General features: G+C 35.8%; 18 protein-coding genes. 8 read left to right on the top strand and 10 right to left on the bottom strand.

The window, feature by feature from the left end:
- Nucleotides 1-97: 97 nt before the first annotated feature.
- The 4 genes from ACFWDE_RS22835 to ACFWDE_RS22820 form a co-directional block, all read right to left on the bottom strand.
- Nucleotides 98-1075, bottom strand: coding sequence for a ring-cleaving dioxygenase (locus tag ACFWDE_RS22835; protein ID WP_377894904.1), 978 nt, complete (start codon nt 1073-1075; stop codon nt 98-100).
- Between the two features lie 324 nt (nt 1076-1399).
- Nucleotides 1400-2344: a 3'-5' exoribonuclease YhaM gene (gene yhaM, locus ACFWDE_RS22830; protein WP_002030183.1), complete on the bottom strand. Its 945-nt coding sequence runs from the start codon at nt 2342-2344 to the stop codon at nt 1400-1402.
- A 41-nt stretch (nt 2345-2385) separates the two neighbouring features.
- Nucleotides 2386-5310, bottom strand: a complete 2925-nt coding sequence (locus tag ACFWDE_RS22825) for an ATP-binding protein (RefSeq protein ID WP_377894903.1) — start codon at nt 5308-5310, stop codon at nt 2386-2388.
- Nucleotides 5307-6548 carry a metallophosphoesterase family protein gene (locus tag ACFWDE_RS22820; RefSeq protein ID WP_377894902.1) on the bottom strand — a complete coding sequence of 414 codons (1242 nt, stop codon included), beginning with the start codon at nt 6546-6548 and terminating at the stop codon, nt 5307-5309. Before ACFWDE_RS22820 ends, ACFWDE_RS22825 begins: the two co-directional genes overlap by 4 nt.
- 253 nt (nt 6549-6801) lie before the next feature.
- Between ACFWDE_RS22820 and ACFWDE_RS22815 the strand changes: the two genes are divergently transcribed.
- Nucleotides 6802-6987, top strand: coding sequence for a YhzD family protein (locus ACFWDE_RS22815; protein WP_377894900.1), 186 nt, complete (start codon nt 6802-6804; stop codon nt 6985-6987).
- Between the two features lie 26 nt (nt 6988-7013).
- Here the strand turns inward: ACFWDE_RS22815 and ACFWDE_RS22810 are convergent, their stop codons facing one another.
- Nucleotides 7014-7376, bottom strand: a complete 363-nt coding sequence (locus ACFWDE_RS22810; RefSeq protein WP_377894898.1) for a hypothetical protein — start codon at nt 7374-7376, stop codon at nt 7014-7016.
- Between the two features lie 152 nt (nt 7377-7528).
- Between ACFWDE_RS22810 and ACFWDE_RS22805 the strand changes: the two genes are divergently transcribed.
- Nucleotides 7529-7669 (top strand): YflJ family protein, encoded by a 141-nt coding sequence (locus ACFWDE_RS22805; RefSeq protein WP_000273535.1) that lies wholly within the window; start codon nt 7529-7531, stop codon nt 7667-7669.
- A gap of 73 nt (nt 7670-7742) precedes the next feature.
- Here the strand turns inward: ACFWDE_RS22805 and ACFWDE_RS22800 are convergent, their stop codons facing one another.
- The 4 genes from ACFWDE_RS22800 to ACFWDE_RS22785 form a co-directional block, all read right to left on the bottom strand.
- Nucleotides 7743-8141, bottom strand: a complete 399-nt coding sequence (locus ACFWDE_RS22800; protein ID WP_002150126.1) for an Ig-like domain-containing protein — start codon at nt 8139-8141, stop codon at nt 7743-7745.
- 100 nt (nt 8142-8241) lie between these two features.
- Nucleotides 8242-8676, bottom strand: coding sequence for a hypothetical protein (locus ACFWDE_RS22795; RefSeq protein ID WP_377894896.1), 435 nt, complete (start codon nt 8674-8676; stop codon nt 8242-8244).
- A 152-nt stretch (nt 8677-8828) separates the two neighbouring features.
- On the bottom strand, nt 8829-9473 hold the full coding sequence (locus ACFWDE_RS22790; RefSeq protein WP_377894894.1) for a response regulator: 645 nt from the start codon (nt 9471-9473) through the stop codon (nt 8829-8831).
- Nucleotides 9463-10680, bottom strand: a complete 1218-nt coding sequence (locus ACFWDE_RS22785; protein WP_002150131.1) for a sensor histidine kinase — start codon at nt 10678-10680, stop codon at nt 9463-9465. Before ACFWDE_RS22785 ends, ACFWDE_RS22790 begins: the two co-directional genes overlap by 11 nt.
- A gap of 94 nt (nt 10681-10774) precedes the next feature.
- Here ACFWDE_RS22785 and ACFWDE_RS22780 point away from each other — a divergent pair, with 94 nt between their 5' ends.
- The 5 genes from ACFWDE_RS22780 (at nt 10775) to ACFWDE_RS22760 (ending at nt 15042) form a co-directional block, all read left to right on the top strand.
- Nucleotides 10775-10960, top strand: coding sequence for a hypothetical protein (locus ACFWDE_RS22780; protein WP_002064086.1), 186 nt, complete (start codon nt 10775-10777; stop codon nt 10958-10960).
- A gap of 475 nt (nt 10961-11435) precedes the next feature.
- Complete coding sequence (locus ACFWDE_RS22775; protein ID WP_377894891.1) at nt 11436-12428, top strand: zinc-dependent alcohol dehydrogenase family protein; 993 nt, start codon at nt 11436-11438, stop codon at nt 12426-12428.
- 116 nt (nt 12429-12544) lie between these two features.
- On the top strand, nt 12545-12850 hold the full coding sequence (locus tag ACFWDE_RS22770; RefSeq protein ID WP_377894889.1) for a hypothetical protein: 306 nt from the start codon (nt 12545-12547) through the stop codon (nt 12848-12850).
- Nucleotides 12851-13103: 253 nt separating this feature from the next.
- The gene (locus ACFWDE_RS22765; protein ID WP_016094622.1) at nt 13104-13784 is read left to right on the top strand and encodes a FadR/GntR family transcriptional regulator; all 681 of its coding nucleotides are present in this window, start codon (nt 13104-13106) and stop codon (nt 13782-13784) included.
- Between the two features lie 70 nt (nt 13785-13854).
- Nucleotides 13855-15042 carry an MFS transporter gene (locus ACFWDE_RS22760; RefSeq protein ID WP_377894916.1) on the top strand — a complete coding sequence of 396 codons (1188 nt, stop codon included), beginning with the start codon at nt 13855-13857 and terminating at the stop codon, nt 15040-15042.
- 119 nt (nt 15043-15161) lie between these two features.
- Here the strand turns inward: ACFWDE_RS22760 and ACFWDE_RS22755 are convergent, their stop codons facing one another.
- On the bottom strand, nt 15162-15473 hold the full coding sequence (locus ACFWDE_RS22755; RefSeq protein ID WP_000637510.1) for a YbjQ family protein: 312 nt from the start codon (nt 15471-15473) through the stop codon (nt 15162-15164).
- A 203-nt stretch (nt 15474-15676) separates the two neighbouring features.
- Between ACFWDE_RS22755 and ACFWDE_RS22750 the strand changes: the two genes are divergently transcribed.
- Nucleotides 15677-16147: a hypothetical protein gene (locus ACFWDE_RS22750; protein WP_377894886.1), complete on the top strand. Its 471-nt coding sequence runs from the start codon at nt 15677-15679 to the stop codon at nt 16145-16147.
- Nucleotides 16148-16385 lie beyond the last annotated feature (238 nt).

The following is a 16385-nucleotide window of genomic DNA, read 5'->3' as shown; positions in this document are numbered from 1 at the left end:
TACATTTTAGCAAAATACTTATAAAGAGAAAATAAAAAAGCAAGCAATTCCAGCGATCCGCTAAAACTACTTGCTCTTCTACTTATTATCTCTATTTTTACTCTTTAATAAATTCCTTAGTACTTCTCACTGTATCAATCGGACGAACTAATTTTTCGATTTCTTCACGCTTTGGCTCTAAGAACGGAGGTAAAGATAATTTCTCTCCAAGCGTTTCATATGGCTCATCTCCCATAAAACCAGGGCCATCTGTTGCAAACTCGAATAAAATTTGCGGCGCAACTCTTGCGTATAATGACTCAAAGAAGTGACGATTTACATAACCAGATGAAGGGAGTCCAACTCGACTTAGTCGCTCAATCCACTCTTCTAATACAGCGCGATCCTCTACGCGGAATGCTGCATGATGCACTGTACCAAAACCTTGTTGCGCTTCTGGAAGAACTGTATTATGTTCTACAATGACTGAGGCACCATTTCCACCTTCGTTTACTTCAAACAAGTAGAATTCTCCTTCTTGAGCAATCTCTTTAAATAATAGAACTTTTTCTAGTACTTCTTTGAAATAACTAAAGTTCGCGATACGAATAAATACAGGTCCTAATCCAGTAATTGCGTATTCTAATGGAACTGGTCCGTTTTGCCACGGTGTACCTGATTCCACCCCTTTATCCAATTCATCTGAGATTAATTGATAGTGTTGATCATCAAAGTCAACGAAAGAAAGAGTTTTCTTACCGAATTGCTCTTTAATTCCTTTATGTTCCACTTCAAGACGATCAAAACGTTTCACCCAATATGCTAATGCCGCATCACTTGGAACTCGGAATGAAGTTTTTGAAATTTCATTTGTCCCGTGTACACCTTTCGGAACGCCTGGGAAGTCAAAGAAAGTCATATCCGTTCCTGCACTACCCTTATCATCCGCAAAGAATAAATGATACGTTTGAATGTCATCTTGGTTTACCGTCTTTTTAACTAAACGCATTCCTAACACATAAGTGAAAAATTCATAGTTCTTTTCTGCACTACTTGTAATCGCTGTAACATGGTGTATTCCTTTTAATTGGTTCATTATATATTCCTCCAATAGTTTTAATTTATATTTAATGGTTTTATTTCTGCTCGTTGGTCAACGAAGCACATATTTATAATAAGTAATCATTTCATTTTACTAGTCAAGTGATAGTTAAAAAATAATTCGTACAAAAGCAATTTAGAGAACATATTGTACCTTTCTCATATGACTCATTTCCTTTTGTTACTATCACTTTACAACTCAAGTGATTAAAAAGCAAGTGATTTATCTCGAATTCAAGATATTTTTCGATATGTTATTCATACAAAAAAAGCCCCATTAAGTTTTTTAACACTTAATGAGGCCATCCTATTTACAATCTTAATTATGGAACGTCGGCTTATAGAACGAACGATTATCAAGCGCAAAGACACGCTCAGTGTATTCGCCTGGTTTTGTACGTCCTAATGCGCGGTCCATCATGTTCATTTTTGCATCTAAGTTATCGATGTAGTGCAGAATTTCTGCTTCTTTTACTAATGGTGGTTTTGGGCTACCCCATTCTGCTTTTCCGTGATGGGAAAGCACGATGTGCTGAAGGATTAATACTTCTTCTGCATCGATTTGTAGTTCCTCTGCTGCTTTACCAATTTCGTTCACCATAATTGAAATGTGGCCAAGCAAATTTCCTTCTAACGTATACGTCGTAGAAATCGGGCCAGATAGCTCAAATACTTTACCAAGGTCGTGTAAAATAACGCCCGCATAAAGTAAATCTTTATCTAAAGATGGGTACAGTGCAGAAATTGCTTTCGCTAAATCTAACATTGATACGACATGGTAAGCTAGTCCAGATACGAACTCGTGATGATTTTTCGTCGCTGCTGGATATTCTAAAAATTCGTTTTGGTGCTTATTTAATAAATGTCTTGTTAGACGCTGAATGTTCGGATTTCTCATTTCAAATATGTATTGCGTAATTTTTTCAACCATATCTTCTTTTTTTATTGGAGCTTTTTCTACAAAGTCCGAGATATCCGTTACTTCATTTTCATTCGCAACACGAATTTGTTTCACACGTAATTGAATACGTCCTTTATAGTTTAGAATATCTCCAGCTACTTTAACGATCGTTTCCGCTACATATTGTTTCTCAACTTCTGGTGATACATCCCATAGCTTCGCTTCAATATCTCCACTTGGATCTTGTAAGATTACTGTTAAAAACGGCTTGCCATTGCTTGCGAGACCTTTTGTCGCTGTTTTAATTAACAAGAAAACATCGACTTGTTCACCAACTTCATATTCTACAATTTTCTTTTTCATTCGAATTCCTCCACCAAATCAGTTACTTTTAGTATAGCACACTACAACTCGTTTTCTTTACGCTTACGTGTTAATTTTATAATCTCATTTTCTGTAAAATACGTTAATAAATGCGCATGACATGTAAAGAAGATAACTTGTCTATCTTTCGCAATTTCCTTTATTAGTTCAATCGTTCGATTCGTCCTTACCGCATCAAAATGCACGAAACTATCGTCAATAATAAATGGATAATCATGCTCAAACGTTTTCGCTAGTGCAAATCGTAACGATAAATATAACTGCTCCGCTGTCGCTTGGCTTAGTTCATGACTGTAAAAACGCATACCATCGTTACGTTCGACAATGAAAGGTTCCGCCTCTGACGGTGAGAATATTTTACTATACCTTCCGCCTGTTAAATACACGAAATACTCTTCGGATTTTTGTAAAATACGCGGAAGATGCACTTCATGATAATATTGCTTCGTTTTCGTTAATACTGTCTTTGCAGCCGCATATGCAGCCCACTTCTTCACTTGTTCACGCACTTGTGATTTTTTCATTTCCCACTCATGTAGCAAATCACCATACGTACTGCCTTCTTCTAAATTCGCAATTTCTATTCGATGCTTCGCAATACGTTCTGTCAGTTCTTTCTCTTTCGCAAGACAGTTTTGCGCGGCTGTAATTTCTTGCTTTAATTTTTCATCATAACCGTCAGCCTCATAATGCTCAGCTAATGACAAACTCGTTAAGCGCTGTTCTAAAAGATCAATTTGAGGTAATAAACGCCCCACTTGCTTATCTGCATCTTCACGTTTCTCTGCCAATTTTCCTACTTCTAAAAACATCTCTTCATCTGTAGATTCTGCGATACGCCATAACCCATCTCGTTCTACTAGCAGTTGTTTTAATTGCCCTTGCACGAACTCATATTCTTCTTGCCATTCCGCCAGCTTCTCTTTCAGCTGCTTACAAGTTTGGCGCTTCTCTTTTTCATTTTGCATACGACTTTGCGCCTCATGCAAATTACTATACTCTTTACTACCGATAACAGTTTCTAGTTTATGTTCAAAGTGCGAAATCATTTCATGTAATGAAGATTTCCGCTTACTTTGCTTCTCTAAATCACGATATAATGACTGCATTTTTTCAATACGCTCAAACGCTGGCAATATGTGCGCATACGTATAAAATTCAGGGAACATATAGCGCGTTTTATACGCATCTACTTGTTCTCCCGTACGGAAAGTCTCTCTCTCCCATTCTTCATACGATGAAACGACTTTATCATAAGCACGTTCCATTTGCTGTAATTTATAAGACTCTCGCTCAAATAACTTTCGAATCTCTTCATCCTTTTCTAACTGATAGCGAACCGACATCACTTCTTCACTTTGCCTTCCGCCAGCACTTTGCTGAAGAGTAAGAAGCTCTTCTTGTAATCCACCAGAAGGATCTTTATATAAAACGAGAGCAAGGACAATCCCTACAAAAACAATCACACTAATAAATAAGAGCGGACGGTTATCTATAAATAAACTCGTGAATAAAATGCCTGTATTAATAAGAAGTAACAGAAGACAAACTCTTTGCCACTGTTTTTTCTTTTGCATAGCCGCTCCTGCTTTTTCCTCATACTTGCGCTTCATTCTTTCTGCGCCCATACCTAAAAATGCAGCATCTTGAAATGATTTTTCTTTCTCAACTAACGTATTTCGTTCTTCATCAGCTAACATTTGCTGGCTGATTTGTCTTATATTTTCTTCTTGTTCTTCTAATTGCTCTTGAGCCGTTTTAAAACGGTCATCAAGCTGCACTTTTTGCGTTTCTAATTCACGCGCCTTTTGCACCGTTTGTGTAATTAATTCTTTCGTCGCTAAACTTATATCAAATGAAAGAACAGTCTCTTGTTCAAAAGTAGTGCCAATTTGTTGCTCTAGTTCTACAATTTCTTCTTTTATATTCGCAATACTTCCCGTCATATCACGCATTTCTTGGCGTGCATTTTCATAAGACATATGCTGCATACGAAGTTCTTCTACGTAACTTTCTTTTTGCAAAAGTGCTTCATCTATTTCTATGGAATCAATTTCTGATTGGACTGTTTCTATCTTTTTTTGAAGTGAATCTACTTGTACTTGCAGCGGTTCTATCTTTGCCTTTACCGCCTCATAGCGCACCATCCCGTTTACAGGAAACTGCCCGTTTTCGTTTTCTAACAATTTCTCGTGCGCACCCTTTTCAATAACGAGAGGCTCAAGCGCTGCTAATATTTCATAATCTTGCTTTCGCTTTTCGGCACTCTCTTTTTCCGCACGAACAGAAGCAAGTTTCTCTTCACTTTCTTTTAACTGCTCGACCTGTTTTTCATACGTGCCAATCTTCCCTTGCCACTCTTTCATCTTCTCTTCAATTTTCTTCATCTCTTGCAGTGACACGTTAATTTCAGGATTACGACCACTCGGCTTAAAACGCTGATTCATTTCTTTTTCTAATTTTTTATCTAACTGCAATAACGCATCACTTCCGACTGCGCTGGCCGAAAATAAATAATTACCAATATCCGCTTCACCGAGCTGATGAATATTTTGCAGGCCATGCATATCAAATGAAAAGACTGAATCAAATAAGCTTTCATTCATGCCGCTTAATATATCGTTTAAAATATCTTCGCCGCCCGTTTTCCCGTCTTCAAAATAAACGGTCACCTCACCAGCTGCCGTCTTTGGCAATCGTTCAATTTTCAAACGGCCGTACTTCTCTGTTTGCACAGTGACCGCACCGCCGTACTTCCCGCCTTCTTTCGGCTCATAACGGCGCTGGCCTCTCGTCGGAAAACCGAACAGAATACTTTTCATAAATGAGCGAATTGTCGATTTCCCCGCTTCATTTTCACCGTACAACACCGTCAGCAATGAAAGATCCATTTCCACATTTTCTAGTTTTCCATAGCCATAAATATGGAGTTTTTCAATTCTCATTTTTTATCCCTCTCTTGCTGGAATAATTGCTCTAAAATAATATTTTCCGCTTCCTTTTGAATCTCTTTCTTCTCTTCTTCCGTAAAAGCTTCAATACTATTACGTGCTACAGGAGATGTCCAGATCGTGCGCAACACTCCGTCCATATTTGTGAAAGCTTCTAACTCCTTTAGCACACTACCGACGAAATGATTTTCTTCTTTCAAACGTTCAATTTCCGCAAAAGAAACCGTCTCGTTTTTCCACTTCATCGCATACACAAAGTCTTTTCGCTCTTCTCCCGCTGCTAAAATATGAAAAATCTCTTCCACGCGCTTGTCTTCGCGTAAATAAGGAGAAAGTGGCCCCTGTCCTGTAAATACGACAGTTAAAAGCGTGCCTTCCTCTTCTCTTCGGCACTCATTCATCGCACTTGACGCGCTCGTCATAAGATCATCAACAGTTTCAAGTCCATCGATACTAACTTCAATCTCATCCCATACAACATCTGCCGTATGGAAAAACGAACAATGCGATCCTTGTTTCGTGAGTTCAATAAGGTACGCACCCTTTTCCCCTGTTTCCTTACGATGGCGCCCTTGTATATTACCTGGATAAACCATGCATGGCTCCTCCGATAGAATTTCACGTTTATGTATATGACCAAGAGCCCAATAATCAAACTGTTTTTCCTTCAGCTCACGAATTTGAAACGGTGCATAGCGATTATGCTCCGCATCCCCTTCCACACTTCCGTGAAGCATTCCAATATGAAAAGGCGCATCACTCATTTTCGTATATTGCGCTGTCATATTATCCGTTACCGCTTGCTGCAAATAACTAAAACCGTAAATAGAAGCTAACAGCTCACCATTTTTATAAAACGACTTCTCTTCTACATAAGGCTCCGTAAACACATGAACATTTTCCGGAAACTCAATTGCCGCCCAGCTTCCCCCTAAATGATCGTGGTTACCATGAATAATAAAAACGGGAATATCGTACTGCGCAAGTCTCTTCATTTGCTCACGCACAAACACTTGCGCCCTCAAACTTCTTGTCTCCGCATCATACAAATCCCCGGCTAGTAATACGAAATCAACGCGCTCTTGAATTGCTTTATCAACAATACGCTCGAATGATTCAAACGTACTTTGCTTCATTCTCTCCCAAACAGACTGTGCTACATTCATTTCCATCCCTTTAAACGGACTATCCAAATGCAAATCAGCCGCATGTATAAACTTCAGTTGTTTCACAAATAACGATCCTTTCTATGTTTCAAAAGTTTCATTTTATCAGCATTAAAATTGCTAAAAACTAATAATCGTCGGAGATAAAAAGTCTCCCCGATTAGTTCAACTAATAATAAGCAGGGGATGAAAAAACTCCCCTGCTTATTAAAGTTTCACCTTATTGTAACACGCAATGTCATATATTTCTTTGCATATTCTAGTGATTTATGACAAAATAGTTATAAGATTCTGATTTTAATTATTGGAGGGAATTTTCATGGGAGTATACGTTCTAACAGTCTTTGAAAAAGATGGTTCAAAAGCATTAGACGAATCATTCGAGGCGGCAACTGAAGTAGAAGCGAAATCAAAAGGCGAATCTATTTTACGAGAAAAAGGATTGCATGAAAAAACGCATCGCTGCACATCTACTGCAGGCAAGCTCGTTTTATTCCAGCGCTAAAAAAAGAAGCGTCATCCGCTTCTTTTTCACTCTACTATATCTTCGTCACACCACGTAAACACCACATCTAGAATGCGATTACCGATACGTACGCGCTTATTCCATTTTCCTGTTTGGATCTGATGTTGCAATTCTTTCTTCATCTTTTCCGTCCAGTCGTGAATCGTTTCACTACCGCCGTACGGATATACGCTCGGAAACTCTTCCTGCAGAAGATGTAAGCTCTCTGCATCAAAATGAAAATGGAAGTAGTAGTTTGCTGTAAGCGATGGTTCTTGCAATTGTAAAAAGTAATCGTCAACTTGCTTTCTATTTCGATAGAAAGTAAAGATATTCACTTTACCGCTCGTAATTTGGTCAATTTGAATTTCGTGCTTCTCTATAATCACGTCTTGCCCACCTCGTTGTATACTACCTTTAGTATATATGTCTTTTGCAACAAAGTTAACCATTTTCGCGCGAAATTCATTTCCTTCATTATATTACCCGTACCTCCAAGTACAATCAGGACAAATAAAAAAAGTTGAAGGGGAGCGATCACATGTATTTCGGAAGCAAAGGTTGGTATGTAAAAGAACTAAAAAAATTAGGTATTCGTACTTACGAAGGTAAAAAACTAGAATCTTATCGTACGCATATTTTATCTAGCTTACTTGAGAGAATGAAGAAAGCTTCGGCTTGATAGAAGAAGGAAGCAACAATTTGTTGCTTCCTTTTAATTTTATTTACTAAATAAAAACTGGAATCATTATAAATTAACAATCTACCTTTACTATTATACTCTCTTGATAAAAACCATCTAATATCAACTGAACTTTTATTATCAAATACTCTTCCAGATGATTATTCGTATATATTTTAAATTCTCCATACTCATTAACCCGTCCACTTCCAACAAGCATATCGCCGCTCGTTATGACAATTGTTGCATAAGGTTCCGCATGGCCCGATACATAATTATCACCATATTTCACAACATCTATCGTTATTTTCTCATGAATATTACTAACTGAATCTATACATTTCTTTTCATACAAATTAGCATTTAGTTCTTCGGCCCTCGAAAACGCTCGATTCCTGCTAACCTTTTCTGAAGAGAAAGCAAAACTCCCCAGCCAACTAAACCTATAAAATGTAGTAATAGGTAGAAACATCTGTGTTAACTCCCCCATTTCTTATCAACTGCAATCTTTGAATGAATTTACAGCAATACGTTCTATGTTGGGATAAAAGAAAACAGCTTTGATTTTCCAGTCAATTTCGCACTGTTAATTTGTACAGAACACATATAATACAGTTTTTTAGCCCAGATGCAATGACAACACTACACAAAAGAAACCACGGTCCATTAAATGTAAATCCACCTTCAAATATATTAATAATAATTATGTTGCCAATTATTAAGAGAATCCATGAAATGGAATACTGTTTTCCATTTGTAATATATAAAATTCCATCCTCATAACAGACTGTACTTCCCCCACCTTGCCAAACACCAATTGCGAAAGAAAAAAGCGTAACTGCCAGTAACTCTGCTTGTAAATCCCTAGTCATTGGTTGCGGCGCCGTATAAGTAATAATCCCTATCATCATTAGAAAAGTTATCATATCTATCCAGTTTAATTTTCTTTGTTTGCTTTGCATCCAAATAAAGAAAATTACTACCGAAATTAAAAACAAAGTTGCCATTTAATTTTTCTTCTTCCTTTCCTACATTAGAAACGTCTGTAATTGTACTGTTCTTAGATCTCTCATACTTTCTGAAGCATAACATGAGAAAGAAATAAAAAAATCGTACAAAAGGGCAAGCCTATAATGTACGATTGGGCATATATAATGTTTTAAAAGTGAATTAATTTCCTTTCAATAGATACAGCTACTGCTTCTGACCGTGAATTAACACCTAGTTTATTGTATATATTTGTTAAATACGCTTTTACCGTTCGCTCAGCTATCCCCATATCAAATGCAATTTCTTTATTTTTATATCCGCGCGCAATAGCTTTCAAAACAAACAATTCTTTTTCTGTTAAGTTGTTCCCTTCACCCTTATCAGCATGTACTTCTTTCCTTTTATACTTCACTATCTTTTCCATAATATCTGGTTGTAGTAAAATCTCACCTCGAATAGCCGCTTCCAATGTTCGAAACAAATTCTCACGATCCGTATCTTTTAGCAAATATCCTTTTGCCCCTAACTCAATTCCCTTTAACATTAATTCATCTTCGTTATAAGTAGTTAATATGATAATCGGCGTATGGTTTTGTTTTTTATTCAAAGCCTCAATTGTTTCTAAGCCACTCATTTTAGGCATATTTAAATCCATTAAAATGACATCAGGTTCCTTTTTCTCTATGAAAGACAGGGCTTCTTCTCCATTTGCAGCCTCACCTATAATTTGAAATGAATCACTCGTTTCTATTATTAATTTCAGACCTTCTCTTACAACGAAATGATCATCCACAATTAATACGTTATACTTCATGGCTATCTCCTTCTTTATTTATAGGCACTTGAATATACACTTTCGTACCCTTCATCTTTTCACTCAATATATGTATTTCTCCCTTAATCAATCGAACACGCTCATTTAAGCCAATCAAACCATAATGTCCAGGATTCTTACCGATATATCCAGTGTCAAAACCAATTCCATTATCTTCAACTTCAATAGTAAGTTTTTCAAGATCATCGAGATATTCAACTTTTAAATTTACATCTGTTGCCTGCGAATGTTTTGCGATATTCGTTAAACATTCACTAATTACATATAAACAGTGCTCCTTTACTAAGCTTGAAATATGCGGGGGGCTTTGAATAGTAAATCTCACCTGTATAGACGTAGCCTCAGAAAAACGTTGAACCTCTTCCTCTACTGCTTCATTAAATGAATTGGTAGTATGACGCAAATCATCAATAACCAACCTTGCATCATGTAAAGTTTGTCTCGCTCTTATCATAGTTTGTTTCATAATCTCTTGAGATCGTCCTGTATTCCCTTTTTGCATATGGGCATCTATTGCTTCCAATTGCATAATTAAGCTTGCTAAACCTTGTGCTAACGTATCATGTAAATCTCTTGCCATTCGCTGCCTTTCATTAGCTAATGTCAATTCTTCCAATCTCATATATGCAGACTCTAACTCTTGAATATAACTCTGTATACGATTACGCGCATCAAATTGCTGCTTATTAATATAAGAAAAAGGAACAATAATTGCTAATACTAGAAGGAACATAGAGAGAAGAATAGCTACTTTATTCACACCATAATTAATACTAATTGCAGCACAAAATATTGCATACATGAGAGTAAAAACTGCCATTACTTTAAATATATTGTGATAAACATATAAACTTTGGGCAATTAAAATAGGAGTTAATCCAACAAAAATCGCTATCGAAGCATTTGTTGCAATAAATGCAGCCAAAAACACAATGAAGAGTTGTATAAAAAAGAAGTACAACAATTGCCTATTCTTTAATGAACTCGCATACCAATGAAAAATAGTATGAATAACAATGACTATTGTAAAAAAGAAACTATCCATAGAGAAAATATTATTACGAAATTCTAAAAGCATTGAAGCTATATATACGAGGGTAATCCATAAAATAATAAACCTTCTTGGAATAAATACCGCTTCCAATACATTTGTATCCAAATCTATATTTGAATTTATTTTTTTCATATCCGACCTCCACCATTACATTATACTATACAAGATACGACTTATATTTTGATAGGTTACTGATTCCTCTTTATCCTCATTACCGAATACAAATATGAAATATTGCATATCGAAATGCATTGATGTTTTTGTAAGCGCTTACTATAATGAGGTTAGAAAGATTTATTACATCTTACTATTTAAAAAAGGAGGCAATCATATGGAAATCGCAATGGCAGTTTTAAAATTTGTAGGTGGAGTAATTCCATTGGTTCAAGAACTTTTAAAAGCATTTATGTAAAATTATTATTCAGCAATTATCTATAAGAATTATCATACAAATGATCTGTATATCAAAAAAATTGATACACAGATCATTTGTGTGAGCAAGCTTTAAACGAGAATTATGTACCTTAGCAGAACAATAATGATTCATCTATCTCAAGTTGGAAAAAGACGCTCACAAGGGCGTCTTTTTATTATATTACTATGTACCTAATAACTTATTCAGGAAATCGATTTTACAATCCATACAATGCTACATAATTAATGTATCTTTTTGAAATTTGCACAATAAAAATCCCCTCAAAGCATAAACTCCAAGGGCCGAGCCTATTTTTCATTAAATTTTTCAAACACAGCAATACCATTTTCTACGATTTTATCAGATGTATAAACGACGACTTTCTGTTCCCTTTTATTTAGTGTTAATGGAATAATCAGTCCAACCAAAAATGCTATAATTAATCTAATCACACTAAGGGGGAACAATTATTTTGCTTGGAAAATGCATTCAATTTCATGAGTTTGGCAATCCGAAAGATGTGTTACAGGTTGAATATAAAAATATAGAACCATTAAAAGATAATGAAGTTTTAGTTCGTATGCTAGTTAGACCGATTAATCCATCTGACTTAATTCCAATAACCGGAGCGTATGCACATAGAATCCCTTTACCTAACATACCTGGTTATGAAGGTGTTGGTATTATAGAAAATGTAGGAGCTTTTGTTTCTAGAGACCTTATCGGTAAACGTGTTTTACCTTTACGCGGAGAAGGTACTTGGCAAGAATATGTGAAAACATCAGCTGATTTTATAGTCCCTATTCCTGATTCCATTGATGATTTCACAGCGGCACAAATGTATATTAATCCCCTTACAGCGTGGGTTACGTGTACAGAAACGCTAAACTTAAAACAGAATGATGTTTTATTAGTGAACGCTTGTGGATCCGCTATTGGACACCTTTTTGTTCAATTATCACAAATTTTAAACTTCCGATTAATTGCAGTAACTAGAAATAGTAAACATACAGAAGAATTACTTCAGCTTGGTGCCCATCATGTAATAGATACTTCCACTACCCCGCTTTATGAAACAGTTATGGAATTAACAAACGGAATCGGTGCAGATGCTGCGATTGATTCTATCGGGGGACCGGATGGAAATGAATTAGCTTTCTCCTTACGTCCAAATGGACATTTTTTAACTATCGGTCTTCTATCAGGAATACAAGTTAACTGGTCAGAGATTGTCACGAAAGCAAAAGTGCACGCGAATATATTTCATTTACGACATTGGAATAGTGACGTGTCAGCATATAAATGGAAAGAAACATTTCGTCACATAATCCGCTTAGTAGAAGATAAACAATTACGTTTCATGACAGTACATTCCACATATGACTTAGTAGATGTGAAAACGGCGGTTGATGTTGTGCAGTCTGCTGAAAAAACAAAAGGGAAAGTGTTTTTGACGAGTTATTAAATACAATTGAAGAAGTCTTTTTGATCGACCTTTTAAATAGATTAGATAATACGTTTAGGAGCACATAATTGTAAGTATCTGGTATAATTCTATTGAAAGGCGAAAGGAGATTCTACATGTGGTTAATTACGGTAATTGCGCCTGTTGTAATAGTCGGAGGAATTGTAGTATATGTGATTGGAAGGCTTAAACATAAATATAACAACGGTAACTTAGGTAAGAAAAAATCAAAAAACGCTCAAGTTTTATTAGATAGTTTAATACCAATGGGAATGCTTTTAGGGTGTTTAATCGGTATAATTGTCGACATATTTTTCCCGGATTATTCACTGTTTACAGTTGGTTTAGGAGCTGGAATAGGCTATTTATTTGGCTTTTTTGCTTATGAAATTTATAGCAAGACAGGCAAAGATTTTTCATAATCGAGAAACAGACGCGATTGTGGAATAAGCGAGGACAGTACATATGAGTCATATAAAGTGAAACTTTAATCAGCCCGCACCAATCGAGCGTTTACGGGCAGCCCGACTCCCACAAATAGCGGGATAAAATATGTGCTGTCCTTTCATTTATTCATCATCGTTATCCCCTCCCGCTTCAACTACCTAAAAAATAACATTGTCAACCGAACTTAAATTGGTTATCATAAAAGCGAATATAACAGGAGATGAGCAGATGAATATAAACGAAAAGAAATCTTTTTCAAAAGTTTCTCGACGGAAATTAGTCGATGAAGTGTTGGAACGTTTACAAGAAAAAATCTTTTCTGGCGAGTATGAAGTTGGTGATCGCCTCCCTACAGAGCCGCAATTAATGGAAGAGTTAGGTGTAGGGCGTTCGACGCTGCGAGAAAGCATAAAGATATTAGTACATGCTGGCATATTAGAAGTTCGACAAGGACAAGGTACTCGTATTGTCTCACTAAATACAACACAAGATTCATTTGAAAAACGATTGCAAGCAGCTAATATTAATCATGTGTATGAAGCAAGAAATATGTTAGATAAAGAAGTAGCGATGTTAGCGGCACAGCGCCGAAGTGAAGAGGATCTTTTATACTTAAAAGGACATTTGAATAAAAGAAAAAATGCCCTTCAAGAAGGAAATTATGTAGCATACATAGATGCAGATATTCAATTTCATCTAGCAATTGCAAAGGCAAGTAAAAATGAAGTTCTACTTGATTTGTATCAATCTTTCGTACCTTCCCTTCGCCACATTTTAAGCCAATTAATATTAAATACAGCGAACTATGAAGATAACTCTGAAATTCATGAAAAGTTATTCCAAGCTATTTTAAAACAAAGTGCCGAAGAGGCTCGAACATACGCCGTTCAAAATTTGGAGCTGAAATAAGCTCCTTATATATTGCACTTAAACATCAGATGATATACTCAATAACATCTGATGTTTAAGAGAGGAGAAAATCAAATTGAAACATCAAGTACGAACTTATTTGTATATACTAGCACTATTTTTTGTTTCCATTAATTTACGTATCGGAATTACATCTATTTCACCTTTATTAGAAACAATCCGACAAGACTTAAATATAAGCAATTTTTCCGTTAGTTTCTTAACAGCCATTCCTGTTTTTTGTATGGGGACATTCGCCTTACTGACTGGGAAGGTCATTAAAAAATATGGGGCAGAAAAAGCAATTATGGCTTGTCTTATTTTAATTGGCTTTGCTACATGTATGAGGGCTTTTACCTCTTCCATTTCCACATTATTCGCGAGCTCTTTATTTATCGGCATTGGAATTGCACTTGCAGGTCCGTTACTATCAGGTTTTATTAAAGAAAAATTCCCTACGAAAATCGGCTTAATGATTGGAATATATTCAGTAGGCATGGGAACTGGTGCTTCTTTAAGTGCAGGATTAACGATTCCTTTACAACATGTATTAAAAGGATCTTGGAATATGGCACTCGCTTTTTGGGGTGTACTTACTATTATCGCTATTATATTTTGGTATCCGGTTATGAAACGAAAAAAGAATACAAGTACACAAGATAAAAAGAATAATAGTTTACCTTTAAGAAATAAAAAAGCATGGTTGTTCACAATCTTTTTCGGACTACAATCAGGAATCTTTTACTCCATTACAACTTGGCTTGCGCCCGCAAATCAAAATATGGGCGTCAGTAGCGAACAAGCTGGTACTCTCATAACTGTATTTACAGTTATTCAAATGATATGTAGCTTTTTAATTCCAACATTAGCGGATATTTATAAAAACCGAGCACTTTGGTTATTAGGGAGTATATGCTTCGTACTCGTAGGTTTATCGCTTATGATTTACCCACTAACTACACCATGGATCCCTTCTATTTTACTAGGTATCGGGCTCGGCGGCGTATTCCCACTCGCTCTCATGCTACCGCTATATGAAACAAAAACTTCAGCAGATGCGAGTGCATGGACTGCTATGATGCAGTCAGGAGGATATATTATGGGCGGATTCATTCCTGTCTTAGCAGGAATCGCTCGTGATTATTTTGATGGTTATACGCAAGTTTTTATTATAATGGCACTTTTAAGCTTAATTTTGTTCATTTTAACTTTAGTCATGAACAAAAAGAAAGTAGAAGCAAAAGATCTTATAGCTTAAATAAAAAGAATGAGCTTTTTCCTAAAGGATCAAGCTCATTCTTTTTACTTCTACTACTTGAAAACAAAAAAAACCCCTCAAAGCATACGCTTCAAGGGGTGAGCCTGTTTTTTATTTAATTATATACGTACAGCTGTACCACTTACAGCAACCATTAACATTCCATCACGAACAACTTCATAATCTACGTCAATACCAACGATAGCGTTCGCACCTTTTTGTTTTGCAAGTTCTTTCATTTCATCCATCGCGATATCACGAGCTTCTTTTAGCTTGCTTTCATAAGAACCAGCACGGCCACCGACAACATCACGAACTGAAGCAAATAAATCACGAACAATATTTGCACCCATAATAGCTTCACCATTTACAATATCAATATACTCAATAATTTCTTTACCTTGGATTCCAGACGTTGTTGTTACAATCATGACTGACACTCTCCTAATAAGTTGTAGTTTTTAATGTGCTTTCTTATGTCTTTATTATGACATGGAAAAAGTATCTAATCTATTGAATTACCTTACATGAATGTGACAATTTTGTAAGGGTGAAATATTATTTCACCTTCCTTTTACAATAACCACCTAAACTAACAGAATATTGTTATAATTAAACTAGAGGAGGGGATAAAATGAAAAAAATCACTTACATATGTGCTCTAAGTGTTCTATCTTTTACTTTAATTGGTTGTACAAGCACTTCTACTACAAATAATACTCCAAAAACTAAGCAAGAACATGTACAAAATGCCATTCCATTCAACTCCGCAGACATTACAAACATTGAATTACTTAGAACAACAAGTAATACTAGTTCCAAATCTCAAACAGATAACCAGGAAATGATACAATCAATCGCTTCAGCAGTCCAAAAAGGAACAACGAAAACAATCACATTAGATCAAAAAAAGAGAGCATCTGCACATTCTACTATAACCGTTACATATAAAGATGACTCAAAAGAAGAATTTCTTGTGTGGGTTGATAATAAGGAGCAAATTACGATAGCTAAAGATGAAAAGAAAGATAAAGTAGAAGGTGTGACATTGAACGTTAAAGACGCTAAGATAATGAAGGATTTTTTTAAAAATGATAAAACGTAAAAGGATCCCCATCAACTTAATGATTCAAAATTAGCACAAAATTTTGTTCAGAAACACTATAAAATTTCAGTCTAATAGGTCAGTGGCGAGACCCTAGATTATTAAACTTAAAATGTTTCAAATCGAAGGAAGACACCTTATAAGGTGTCTTTTCTTTATTTTCAAAAGGACCTGCTCAATTCATGCTTAAAAACATAAAGTAAAGTGAACCCGTTAAAATACATGAGTGACCCCTTGT

This window comes from Bacillus sp. NPDC060175 (genome assembly GCF_042728695.1).
Taxonomy (GTDB): Bacteria; Bacillota; Bacilli; order Bacillales; family Bacillaceae_G; genus Bacillus_A.
Note: the sequence above shows the minus strand (reverse complement) of the source record. Positions and strands in the feature narration are given on the sequence as shown.